Raw genomic sequence first — 12,819 nt, forward strand, 5'->3', positions numbered from 1 at the left:
TCATTGTAATTTTTTCAAGATATTCGCCAATTTAAGATTACCGCCCGCAATCGGTGCCCATTGATAATGAATCACGGCAATACCCGCAGATTGTGCATCTTCAGCGAAACTTCTTAAGCCTGCATTGATAATATTCACCTTTGTTAATAAAGGGTGAGGTGCTTGAGTTGATTGAGTATGACAAAGCGGATCAATAAGTTTACAAGCCAATAATACCGCTTGCGGTAAATTATCTAACACAATAATGCCATGCTCTGTTAATTCATTAATCTGCTTAGTGCGATTTTGTGGATCGTGTTCGGTGCCTGTTACCGTTGCAATAACCACTAATGGATTGTCTTGATTACGGTGCTCATTTGCTTGTTTCACCCCCTCAATAACCGATTGGGCGGGATTGGCGTTAGCGCCATAGCCAATAACCAAATCCAACAGCAGCACGCCAACATCATGTCTTTTACCTAACAGAGCGATTTCGTGTTCACGAATTGAGGGATCAATCATTGGATGAGGCCTGCCAACCGTATAAAAATCATCGCCTAAATCAATAATTTTATGTCCTTTAGCATCAAGCATGACGCCTTTATCGTGGCTCGATGACGCTGTCACATTCAGTTTTTCTGCTAATAACATCGCAGACTCTGCTGCTAATGTGCCACCGGTATATAAACCGTGAATCAATTTATTTTTAACGCGAGGCGTAAGCTCAGCCGCTTGTTCGACTTTGGATAATTGGCAAGCAATACGGGCCGCTTCGTCTAATGTATTAGCAAAATAGATATTCTTATCTTGCATTTTTTCTGGCTTACTACCTAAAAATAACGCCACAATCGGTTTATCGATTTGCTGCATGGCCGCAATCACTTTTTGCCGTACATTGGCAGCCGGCGGCTTAGAAACAAAGGTGATAATTTTGGTGTTAGCATCATGATTGAGCATATTTAATGCGGTGATTGCACTAATGCCGCCAACATCTGCTGACAAATCCCGTCCACCAAGGCCAATGGCATGAGTTATACCTTGTTGATGTAGTGCAATTTGTGAGGTGATTTCTTGAATCCCGGTTCCGGATGCGCCAACAATACCAATATTGCCTTGTGGCACAACATTGGCGAAAGCTAATGGGGCTCCGGCGATAATTGATGTGCCGCAGTCTGGCCCCATCACGATTAACCCTTTTTCGGTGGCTTTTTGTTTTAATTGGATTTCATCTTCTAATGAAACGTTATCAGAAAAGAGCATCACATTGAGATTACGGTCTAAGGCTTGATTGGCCAGTTCGCTGGCATATTCACCGGCGATCGAAATGAGCACTAAATTTGCATCGGGTAATTTTTTAATTGCACTAGCCAAGCGACGCGCTTTTAATAAACGTGTGCCACTTTTTTGTTGATTAGCATTTTTTAATGATTCTTCTAATTTGTCACTAATGAGGGCGACAATGTCCACATCGGTGTGTTCGGCTTTAATGCCGACACAAATATCATTTGGGGTCGCTTCATCAAATTGATCATTCCAAAATCCGGTGTTGCGAAGCAGTGATTTATTGGCTGGGGTTCCCATCATCACAGAAACTTCGTTCACTTCTTCGATTTGGCTGAGTTTCTTTGAGATTAGCATTAAGCTAACCGAATCTTGGAAACTGCCTTTTTTTATGAATGCATGAACCATAAAATTTTATCCTCAATGTAATTGACGACGATTTTGTATTCAACAAAATTTCCGTATTAAACAAAATGACTTATTCCGCTGTAAATTGAACAAGGCAATTTATGATATGTAATTTATTTACCGTATCTTATCGTTACTTGAATATTATTTGGTGACCTATATCACAAAAAGCTAAAAAAATGTTTTCATTTAAAACCTTATTAATCAAATTGTTATTTAATTTTTTTAAATTTTTTCAATAAAGTTATCATGAGTGTTGAATTAATTTTAATAGCGTAAAAACAATGAAATAGATCACAACTTATTTTATCGCGAGCACGTAGACTAGATCACAAGATTAACCGTGATTGCTATTAGAAAGATAAGGTGGAATGTAATGGAATTAATCGTAATTGCACTCGGCGGTAATGCTATTTGTAAACGCAATGAAGCATTGACCGTTGAAAACCAATATAACAACATTGATGCTACCGCTAAATTGATCGCTAATTTAGCGGGCAAATATCAGGTGATTATTGTGCATGGTAATGGTCCTCAAGTAGGTTTGCTGGCTTTACAAAATGCGGCATATAAAGAGTTAGCGCCGTACCCATTAGATATTTTAGTGGCGCAAACTCAAGGTATGCTCGGGTATATGATTAGTCAGAACTTACAAAAATTTAAGCAAGTCAAAAAAGTGATTACCTTATTAACCAAGGTTGAAGTCGATAAAAACGATCCCTCATTTAACAATCCCACGAAATTCATTGGTCCGGTTTATGCACCTGAAGATGAGGCAAAGCTAGTTAAGCAATATGGTTGGACATTTAAGCCCGATGGTAAATACATTCGCCGAGTTGTACCATCACCTAAACCGCAAACAATCGTTGAACTTGATGTTATCAAAACATTGTTAGCCGATGATACGATTTTAATTTGTAATGGCGGTGGCGGTGTGCCAGTGATTAAAGAACAAACGGGTTATCAAGGCATTGAAGCGGTGATTGATAAAGATCACTCGGCAGCAAAACTTGCCACCGAACTTGGCGCCGACCATTTAATGATTTTAACTGATACCGACTTTGTTTATGCCAATTGGGGAACGCCACAGCAAAAAGCCTATCATAAAGTTAAGCCAGATGATTTACGTTCACTGGCGAAAGAAGATGGTTCTATTGGTCCGAAAGTACAGTCAGCAATTGATTTTGTTGAGCAGACCAATAACACCGCTTATATCGGTAGCCTAAATGATTTAGAAAAATTATTAGCAGGAACAACCGGCACCATTATCTCGGCTAAAGCAAAATAATCCCTCATTTTATGCTCATTATACTGAGTTAAAGCGGTAATGAGCTGTTTAAATTATTAATACAGGAGTGAATCATGAGATTAGATAAAGAGACATTACATAAACTGATTGCCAATAAAATGCATAAAGCCGGACTAACCAAAGAAGATGCCGATATTGCTGCCGATGTATTAACCTTTGCCGATCTTCGTGGCGTGCATTCACATGGCGCCGTTCGCGTCGAATATTATTCAGAGCGAATTGCGAAAGGCGGAATTACAACACATCCTAAGATTGAATATACGCAAACCGGGCCGGCGAGTGCGATCCTCGATTATGACAATGGTTGCGGACTGGTTGCTGCCAAAGTGGGCATGGAAAAAGCCATTGAGATGGCTAAGAAAAATGGCGTTGCCGTTGTTGGCATCAAACGCATGTCACATAGTGGATCACTTGGTTATTTCACTGAAATGGCGGCGAACCAAGGATTGGTTGCGGTGTCGATGTGCCAATCCGATCCGATGGCAGTGCCGTATGGCGGATCTGAAGAGTTTTTTGGGACTAATCCAATTGCCTTTGCTGCACCAAGCGTCGATGATCGCGTGATCTCATTTGATATGGCAACAACGGTGCAAGCTTGGGGCAAAATACTGCATGCCCGTTCTAAAGGCGTGTCGATTCCAGATGACTGGGCGGTTGATGTGAATGGTGAACCAACGACAGATCCGCATAAAGTTAACGCATTAGTCCCAATTGCGGGCGCCAAAGGTTATGGACTGATGATGATGGTTGATGTGTTATCGGGGATTTTACTTGGTGTGCCATTTGGTAAAAATGTCTCATCGATGTACGCTGATTTATCAAAAGGACGTGATTTAGGTCATTTACATATTGTGATTAACCCTGAATTTTTTATTGGTCTTGATGTTTTCAAACGGTCAATTTCAACAATGCTAGATGAACTTAAACAAGTCACACCGATGAAAGGCGTAAAAGAAGTGTGTTATCCAGGCGAAAGAGGTAAAGCAAGAGAAGAGGCCTATTTAAAAGACGGGATTGAAATTGTTGATGATATTTACCAGTATCTCATCAGTGATGATATTCACTTTAATCGTTATGATCACAAAAATAAATTTGCTGAATAGTCAGCGATAAATCATAACACCCTAAATTGTCTTGATTATTTTTATGGGGGTAAGGGATAAGCTAGTGTGATTACCTATGCCATTCTCTTATCTCCTTTTTTATCGTTACTTGATACCGAGTTGGGTATTACAATCAGTTGCTGTCGATGTTTTTATCTGGTTTATCGTATGAGTATTGCAAAAAAATGATGTTTATTTCATTGAAACAATACCTATTATTTCATAATCAATAAGGTCGATATTGTATGCAAACAAAACTCGCTTCATCACAATCCAATAGCTATTGGCTCAAAATTGTGATCATATTCTTTTGTGGTTGGGTCTGCATTTATGCGGGCAGATCGGTATTTAGTCCTATCATTGGTGAAATTAAAGCCGCTTATGGCATTGATAATGCGCAAGCTGGCGGTATTATGAGCCTATTTTTTTTAGCTTATACCGTATTTCAGATCCCATCAGGCATTCTTGGCGATAAAATGGGTCGTAAAAAGGTATTGGTTACAGGATTCTTACTGTATGCGATATTTATTACCGCTATTTTTTTCGCTAATCAATTTGCAGTATTCATTTTACTTTGGATGCTTGCTGGAGCTGCACAAGGGACTTATTATGGGCCACAGTATGCGCTCTCAACCGAAGCGATTCCTAAAAAATGGATCACATTAGGTAGTGCGGTAATTGGTAGTGGTATGTCGTTTGGGATTGCACTGGGTTATAGTTTATCAAGTGTGATGACAAACCAATTTAATCTATCATGGAAAATGCCATTTGTGGTGGTGGCTATTCCGATTTTACTCGTTGCTATTGCTATGTGGGTCTGCGTTAAAGAGCAAATTAATCCACGTTCAGCTGATTATGAAGAGGATGCTAATCGTTCTTCAACTTGGCAGCAAATTACGGCATTATTTAAAAATCGAAATTTAGTCTTAGCCTATATTACGATTTTTTGTTCAATTTACGGCTTTTTTGTCATTATCACTTGGTTACCCAATTACCTTGAGGCTGAGCGCAATATGGATAAAATCGAAGCGGCAAACTTAGCATCAATTGTGCCTTGGATCTCCATTCTAGGTACGCTGCTATGCAGTTATGTTTCCGATAAATTAGGTCGGCGTAAACCCGTTGTTCTGTTTATGTTACCTTTATCGCTGGTTGCTATTTTTGCCATCGTTTATAGCAACTCATACACCGTGCTCGTGCTCGTATTAGTTCTGTATGGTTTTATTGGTAAAATCAGTTTAAATCCGGTACTTATTGCACTGGTTGCTGACAATGTACCCAAAACATCAATGAGTACGGCGTTTAGTCTATACAACTGTATTGGCATGTCAGCCTCTATTTGTGCGCCTTATATTACAGGGCTAATATCGGATAAATCCGGAAGTTTAAATAATGGCTTCTATTTTGCTGCATTTATCACCATTGTTGGTATTGTTGCCATGTTATTTGTGAAAGAGGGACCACCGGGTCACTAATGCTAGTTTGGTAGAGCACTATCACAATACGCCATGAATAATGGCGTATTGTATATACGATATGGTAATAAAGCGTATTTAGCTGATTTTTTTAGCCAGCAGCGCACCGATAAGCATAAATAAGATAAAAATCAGTAAATTTGGGCCGGCAATCAGTAAGCTGGCAATTGCCGGGCCAGGGCAGTAGCCATATAGCCCCCATCCAATACCAAATACACTAGCACCTATTATTAACTGTTTGTCTATTTGCATTTTATTCGGCAAATCAAAAGAATCAGTCAGTAATGGTTTGACATTACTCGGTAGTGGCGGACGGGTAAAGTAAAATACAAAAAACATAATCAGCACCGCACTGAGCATAACAAAAGCTAATTTAGGATACCAGCCGCCAAAACGTGCTTTATCGAACAGGCCACCAATATTTAAAAAGCCCTGAATATAGATAGGATTGTTCATACTGGCAATGATTAAACCTGAAGCAAAAACAACTCCCGCGATAAAAGCGGCGAGTATCACTTTAAATTGATTAGGCATTTATCACTGTGCTCCTGTTATGATCAGATGTAATAAGGTGACAGTTATTATGCCAAATATCATAAATAAACTTACTGCCACAAATGAAAGTTTAGATAAACGTGATAAGCCACATACGCCATGACCACTGGTACAACCTGAACCATAAACAGCACCAAATCCTACTAGCAATCCGCCCAAAATAGCCATTAAACGGTTATCGCCAGTTAATGTATTAACTAATTGGGGAGGGGGCATTAACCATGAGAAGAACACGCCACCGGCTAGCATGCCAGCAAAAAAAGCAAAGCGCCAACTATTTTCACGGTAATGAAATGAAAGTAACCGGGAGAGAATACCACTGATGCCGGTTATTTTACCCAATGTGACCCACAGCAAGGCACAGGCTAAACCAATCAGTGTGCCACCTAAAATTCCTAAAACAATATCAGTTAATGTTAATTCCATGATATACCTATAGTATGTTCTGTGTAGTTGCCTGAAAACATATGGTAAATGCTCGTTACCTATTATCGAAATATCTTTATAGTGTGTCGAGTAAAGTCGGTTAAAAAATCGTTGGTATGGGGTAAATATTTTATAAAATCTCAAAATAGCGACATGTTGATGATAGGTCGCTGACTTAATTCATTCGCTATTTGGCGGGGTTTTATTGAAATAATACTTAAAACAATGATGATTACTGGTACCATTAAAGCTGATTTTTGGGGATAAAGATAGCTTTTTTGTCTCAAAAATAATACTTTAACATTTTCATTTATTTATATTTTTTTATCAAAAAAAATATTGCTATTCACAAGTGATTTATTACAATCAACGACATTAAGAACTTGTCAGCTAAGGCGTTAGGTATAACATCATATGAAACAATCCAACGAATTATATTTTGAACGTACAGTGTTTAGACGAGCAAGTTTTTCTATTGAATCCTCCGTATTGGGGGATTTTTTTTGTCTAAAATTTAAGTATTACAACGGTAAACAGTAAGAGGGAATCATGACAAATAAAGATATTTTATTAGCGAGCAGAGACCAAAGTTTAAAAGCATTTTTGATGAAAAGTATTCAAAAAAATGGCGGATGGGTCAATGCTCATATGCATGCAGATCGCGCTTTTACGATTACAAGAGACAGTTTTGATGTTTACCAGAAACAAACATTAATGCAGAAATGGGATACGCTAGATCGAATCAAAGCTTCAATGAGTGAAGACGATTATTATCGTCATTTTAGCATGGCGGTTGAACGCATGATTGAGCAAGGCGTCACAGCTATGGGATCGTTTATTGATATTGACCCGATTGCACAAGAGCGAGCCATTCGTGGGGCACTAAAAGCGCGTGAGATTTATCAAAAAGATATTACCATCAAACTGGTTAATCAAACGCTCAAAGGTGTTATCGATAACGAAGCTCGCTATTGGTTTGATAAAGGTGCAGACTTAGTCGATATTATCGGTGGTTTACCACGACGAGATGAGCGTGACCATGGTGAAGGAATGGGGCTAGTGCATTTAGATGTGCTTATGCAGACCGGTAAAAAACTCAATAAAATGGTGCATGTGCATGTTGATCAGTTCAATTCACAAGCCGAAGTGGAAACCGAGCAATTAACCGATAAAACTATTGAACATGGCATGCACGGTAAAGTGGTGGCGATTCACAGTATATCCATTACGGCTCATAGTCTTGAATACCGTCAAAAGCTGTATAAAAAAATGAAAGAAGCGCAAATGATGGTTATTGCCTGTCCATTTGCATGGATTGATAGCCCTCGGCGAGAAGATCATGGCCCGACTCGTAATTCACTCACGCCAGTTGATGAACTCTCGCAAGCGGGCATTCCTGTTGCAATTGGTACCGATAATATTAGTGATTACATGCTGCCGTTTTCAACCGGTAATATGTGGGAAGAGCTAAAACTCCTGATGACTGGCTGTCGTTATACTGATTTAGATAATGTGATTAATGTGGCAACGAAAAATGGTCGTCTTGTGCTGGGTATCGATAACTGATTATCGCTAAGTATTCAGCCATTTTAGGTGAATAAACAACATTAAGTGATAAAAGTTACTATAACATCACTATTGCTTAGGTATAGAATAGAGACAATTTAAATAGATAGGCTAATTGATGAAAAATATGAGCACTCCTTTTTATAATCCGTTATTGAGTTATGAAGATAACTACCAACAAGGCCCTTTTGGGGATTTTATTGCGCCGCCAAAGTCTGTTGTAACAGCAAATAACACATCACGTTTTTTAAATTTAGCGGTCGATTTACCGTTTGGTATTCCAGCGGGTCCTTTACTCAATGCAAAATATGTGAAAGCGGCATTAGCTTACGGCTTTGATCTGTGTGTGTATAAAACGGTGCGCACTAAAGCGCATAAAAGCCACCCATTACCGAATGTGTTAGCAATTCACCCGCAAGGTAAACTCTCTCATCAAGTCGATGTAGTATTGGCTGATACACATTATCAATTGCCGGTTTCCATCACTAATTCATTTGGTGTACCGTCATTTGCGCCCGATATTTGGCAAGCCGATTTAGCCGATGCGGTGAGCGCTGCTAAGCAAGGGCAGTACGTGATTGGCAGCTTTCAAGGTACGCCGGGTAATGAAGCAACGATTGAAAAAGACTACGCCTTAGCCGCACGGTTAATTGCTGAAACCAAAGCGCCGATTTTAGAAGCGAATTTAAGCTGCCCAAATGAAGGGGCACATAAATTACTCTGTTTTGATTTTGATAAAGTTGAACGAGTGGCAAAAGAGATTAAAAATGCAGTGCCAGATCGTTCGTTATTGCTAAAATTGGCTTATTTTGCCAATGATGACGCGGTAATGCCACTACTTAAAAAGCTCAAGGGCGTGGTTGATGGTTTTAGTACCATTAATACATTATCAGCCAGCCCGGTTGATAAGCAGGGTAATCCAGCACTCGGTCACGATAGGCCAACTGGTGGGGTGTGTGGTGAGGCGATTCGTTGGGCGGGGCTTGACATGGTGCAGCGCTTAGCGAGATTGCGTCAAGCGCTAGATTATCACTTTACCATTGTGGGTGTGGGCGGCGTGAGTACGACTGAGCATTACTTGGCGTATATGGCTGCTGGCGCAGATGCGGTAATGAGTGCTACAGGCGCAATGTGGAATCCGCATTTAGCTTTTGAGATTAAAAAAGCGCTAAATCGACAATAACATCTGTGCTATTATCTTAATACGATCAAAGCAATCGGATAACAGGAGATTTACATGAGTCAGATTCATATTGTGGCAATGTTTACCATTAAACCTGAGTTTAATGAGCAATTTAAGTTAGAATTTAAGCAACTTGTTGCGGCAAGCCGGCAAGAAGAAGGATGCCTTCAGTACGATCTTCACCAAGACATCAAAGATCCGCATACTTATATTTTTATTGAAACATGGCAATCTAAACAGGCGATTGAACGACATAATGCGCAATCACATTTTAAACAGTTTGCTAAATTCACTGAAGGTAAAGTCGCTAAAAAAGCGGTGCATCTGATGACGCCAATGATTTAGTTCACTTCAAATCATTATCATGATGTAAAAACGCCCTGGTGGGCGTTTTTTTATGGCTAGCGATGCAAACGATAGGGTTCATCCATCGGGATAAAATCCTGTTCATTAATCGCATCGAAAATCCACTCTTTTACCCCTTTGGTGTGACAGATCGTTTCGATGTAGTTAGCGAGCTGCGTTGAAGTTTGAATATGAAAGTTTTTTAACCTTAAACACATTGGTGCATAAAAGGCATCAGCAATTGTAAATTCACCGAATAAATACTTGCCGGTAGATTGCTGTAAAAATGAAGAAAGATGCTGATCTAAGAAGGTGATTTCTTGATTAACTTTGGGATGATCACGCAAGATAATTTGACCGATTTCGGCAAATGACGCTTCGATATTCATCGGCAGATAGTGACGAATATTGGTATAACCACAGTGCATTTCCGCGGCTAAACGGCGAGCGCTTGCTCTTTGCTGCTGATTTTTGGGCCATAGCGCATGCTCAGGGTGCTTTTCGGCTAAATATTCACAAATCGCTAATGAATCGGTAACAATCAATCCATTATCAATTAAGATTGGCACTGTTCCTGCTGAATTGAGCGGTAGAATTGTTTGTTTAAAGCGTGAATTGGTCTCAAAGCTATCAAATCGAACCCATTTTTCATCAAAATTGAGATCAAAGTGCTTCATGATAACCCAAGGCCGCATTGACCAAGTTGAATAGTTTTTATTGCCGATATAAAGAAAATAATTCATGGTTAAATCCCCGTGCTTAGCTAAGTAAGCTAGCAAATTATACGCCTTATCAATAAAAAGACAATAGTGCCTAAATACTACTCTAATAACGAAACTTTAATGGTTCTTGAATCACTGCGTCCTAAATCATCAACGACTAATAATTTAAATAAACCACTTCTAGTTGGTAACCAGTCAATCGCTTGGTTTGGTGTGCTATTACCCATAAATTGATTATCAATAAACCAATATAGCTGTTTGACTTCACCATCGGCGGTGGCGGCTAAACGAATGCGCTCATTTTTTTGGTTAGTAACCCGCAGTTGATACACCACATTTTTGAGTGGCGAGCTGATTTTAGGCGGTTGACCCAAGTAAGTTTGTGGTGCTAAGCAGTGTGAGCTATCAGGTGGTAATTTTTTTGGCATGCCGGCTTTGGCAAAAATTCGTGCTAAGTCAGAAGGCCAATATTCAAACACTTCGGTATGCGAAGTATTTGGATTATAAGGTGGGCAAGCAACCAGACCCGTTTGATTATCAATCATCACTGGCCGGTAGATATTATCAACCGTAATCGGTGAGACACCAGGAATAAACCATGTTTTGCCTTTGACTTGACACCATTTGGTAACCAAATTGCCGCTAGGTAAACAGATATCGACTTGCTTAATATTTTGGGGTAATGGCTGAACAAGTAATTTAGCATTAGGATAATAAGCATTAATGGCATCAATAATATTAAAAAAGAGTGGGGTGGCCGCATCGGCGCCAACAAAAGCATTATTGCCTGTACCATCGAAATTACCTAACCATACCACTAGCACGTATTGCTTAAAGCCGCCAGCGGTCCAGGCATCTCTAAATCCCCATGAGGTACCCGTTTTCCAGTAGATCGGTATGGTGCGGTTTTGCTTTTTATATAAAATGTCTTGTTTACGGGTATTTTGTAATAACATCTCTTTAGCCATAAAGCTGGCTTCTGGGCTCAGGAGCTGAGTTGGCGGCATATCATCAGCATGGTGAGCGCTCTCAATAAATTGGAGTGGTTGCCATTTCCCTTGATTTGGCAGCATAGCATATAGTGTTGCCAGTTCTTGTGGGGTGACTTCGCCGCCGCCTAATACCAAGGCTAAACCGTAATGTTCTTCGCTAGCTAAATTTTGGATATGGGCTTGTTTTAAAAATTGATAGAAAGAGGGGCTTTTGAGCTTAGATGCGACAAAAACTGCCGGAATATTACGGCTGCGAATTAAGGCTTCTGTTGCGGAAATTGGTCCAGTAAAACGGCGATCAAAGTTCTCTGGTGTATAAAAGCCAAAATCGGTTTCCACATCTTTTAAAATCGTCATGGGATGCAATACGCCTTGATCTATCCCCAAAGCATAAATAAAGGGTTTTAAGGTTGAGCCCGGCGATCGCTTCGCGAGCGTGCCATTGACTTGACCTTGTATCGCATCATTAAAATAGTTGGCGGAACCTATTAGCGCTTTCACTGCCATCGTTTGGCTATCGACTAATAATACCGAGGCATTTTTAATGCCTTTTGGGCTATTACGTTCGATGAAAACACTCACTTGCTGTTCAATAATTTTTTGCAAATGGCTATCTAGGGTGGTGGTGATAGTCTGATCATGCTCAGCAAATTGCGCTTGCTGGAGAATTTGATTAATAAAATGCGGCGCAGTAAACGGTAGCTGCTCTGGCTGGCGCATAATCAGCGGCGCCTTAAATAAGGCGGCAATGTTATCCTCTGTAGCATAGGCATCTTGCCAGCGTTCAAATAATTGATTTCTTGCTTTGACTAAGGCCGGGCCGGCAACGCCCGTCAATTTATCGATTCGGTAGGTTGGCGACTGCGGTAAGACGGTTAACGTGAGTGCTTCGGGTAAGTTAACTTGTGCAATCGGTTTATCAAAATAGATTAATGAAGCGGCGCCTACACTTTCGATATTACGTCCAAACGGCGCATAATTGAGATAGGCTTCTAAAATATCATGCTTAGAATACATTAACTCCAGTTCGATTGCGCGTAGGATTTGTAACAGTTTTCCGGCTATGGTTTTGGTGTTAATTTTCCAGTGCATACGCGCTAGCTGCATGGTGATAGTCGATGCACCTTGGCGATTTCCACCGCCGATATAGGTTGCCCAAAATGCTCGCATTAGGCTAATTGGATTGATGCCAAGATGGTAATAAAACCATTGATCTTCATGTAGTAGCAAGCTATCAACCACGTAGGGAGAGATATCTTCAAGCGGTGTCCACAGTCGATACCTATCATCATCAGCAAGTGTCACTCTTAATAGCTTATGATTGCTATCATAAAAGGTTTTGGAAAAGGTTAATGGCTCAGACAGCGGCGGGTGTGGCAATAATCTCACCACGATAGCGATTATGGCTAATAGCACGATGGCCATTAAGCTATTTTGATGACGTTTAATCCAAAGAGGTAACATGCGCATATTTC

The 12,819-nt window shown here is 40.1% G+C and carries 11 protein-coding genes; 6 read left to right on the top strand and 5 right to left on the bottom strand.

Annotation, left to right across the window (positions count from 1 at the left end; all coding sequences use genetic code 11):
- Nucleotides 1–1,668, bottom strand: coding sequence for an acyl-CoA synthetase FdrA (gene fdrA / locus DES39_RS03500; RefSeq protein WP_121144364.1), 1,668 nt, complete (start codon nucleotides 1,666–1,668; stop codon nucleotides 1–3).
- 376 nt (nucleotides 1,669–2,044) lie between these two features.
- Here fdrA and DES39_RS03505 point away from each other — a divergent pair, with 376 nt between their 5' ends.
- The 3 genes from DES39_RS03505 (at nucleotide 2,045) to DES39_RS03515 (ending at nucleotide 5,555) form a co-directional block, all read left to right on the top strand.
- The gene (locus tag DES39_RS03505) at nucleotides 2,045–2,956 is read left to right on the top strand and encodes a carbamate kinase (protein ID WP_121144365.1); all 912 of its coding nucleotides are present in this window, start codon (nucleotides 2,045–2,047) and stop codon (nucleotides 2,954–2,956) included.
- 74 nt (nucleotides 2,957–3,030) lie between these two features.
- Complete coding sequence (gene allD / locus DES39_RS03510) at nucleotides 3,031–4,080, top strand: ureidoglycolate dehydrogenase (protein WP_121144366.1); 1,050 nt, start codon at nucleotides 3,031–3,033, stop codon at nucleotides 4,078–4,080.
- 245 nt (nucleotides 4,081–4,325) lie between these two features.
- Nucleotides 4,326–5,555, top strand: a complete 1,230-nt coding sequence (locus DES39_RS03515; RefSeq protein WP_121144367.1) for an MFS transporter — start codon at nucleotides 4,326–4,328, stop codon at nucleotides 5,553–5,555.
- 78 nt (nucleotides 5,556–5,633) lie between these two features.
- Here DES39_RS03515 and DES39_RS03520 read toward each other — a convergent pair whose 3' ends face one another.
- Both DES39_RS03520 and DES39_RS03525 read right to left on the bottom strand, forming a co-directional pair.
- Nucleotides 5,634–6,089: a DUF6691 family protein gene (locus DES39_RS03520; RefSeq protein WP_121144368.1), complete on the bottom strand. Its 456-nt coding sequence runs from the start codon at nucleotides 6,087–6,089 to the stop codon at nucleotides 5,634–5,636.
- 3 nt (nucleotides 6,090–6,092) lie between these two features.
- A complete protein-coding gene (locus tag DES39_RS03525) occupies nucleotides 6,093–6,680 on the bottom strand; it encodes a YeeE/YedE family protein (RefSeq protein WP_342773772.1) in 588 nt (195 codons plus the stop codon).
- Nucleotides 6,681–7,085: 405 nt separating this feature from the next.
- On the opposite strand from DES39_RS03525, the gene DES39_RS03530 reads away from it, so the two are divergent.
- From DES39_RS03530 to DES39_RS03540, 3 genes are all read left to right on the top strand, one after another.
- Nucleotides 7,086–8,102 (top strand): amidohydrolase family protein, encoded by a 1,017-nt coding sequence (locus DES39_RS03530; RefSeq protein ID WP_121144370.1) that lies wholly within the window; start codon nucleotides 7,086–7,088, stop codon nucleotides 8,100–8,102.
- 118 nt (nucleotides 8,103–8,220) lie between these two features.
- Nucleotides 8,221–9,285 carry a beta/alpha barrel domain-containing protein gene (locus tag DES39_RS03535; protein WP_121144371.1) on the top strand — a complete coding sequence of 355 codons (1,065 nt, stop codon included), beginning with the start codon at nucleotides 8,221–8,223 and terminating at the stop codon, nucleotides 9,283–9,285.
- Between the two features lie 54 nt (nucleotides 9,286–9,339).
- The gene (locus tag DES39_RS03540) at nucleotides 9,340–9,630 is read left to right on the top strand and encodes a putative quinol monooxygenase (protein ID WP_121144372.1); all 291 of its coding nucleotides are present in this window, start codon (nucleotides 9,340–9,342) and stop codon (nucleotides 9,628–9,630) included.
- A gap of 56 nt (nucleotides 9,631–9,686) precedes the next feature.
- On the opposite strand, the gene DES39_RS03545 is transcribed toward DES39_RS03540, so the two are convergent.
- Nucleotides 9,687–10,373, bottom strand: coding sequence for a glutathione S-transferase family protein (locus DES39_RS03545; protein WP_121144775.1), 687 nt, complete (start codon nucleotides 10,371–10,373; stop codon nucleotides 9,687–9,689).
- Nucleotides 10,374–10,450: 77 nt separating this feature from the next.
- Nucleotides 10,451–12,814 carry a penicillin-binding protein 1C gene (gene pbpC / locus DES39_RS03550; RefSeq protein WP_121144776.1) on the bottom strand — a complete coding sequence of 788 codons (2,364 nt, stop codon included), beginning with the start codon at nucleotides 12,812–12,814 and terminating at the stop codon, nucleotides 10,451–10,453.
- Between the last annotated feature and the right edge of the window lie 5 nt (nucleotides 12,815–12,819).

The sequence above is a fragment of the Orbus hercynius genome (genome assembly GCF_003634275.1).
GTDB lineage: Bacteria > Pseudomonadota > Gammaproteobacteria > Enterobacterales > Orbaceae > Orbus > Orbus hercynius.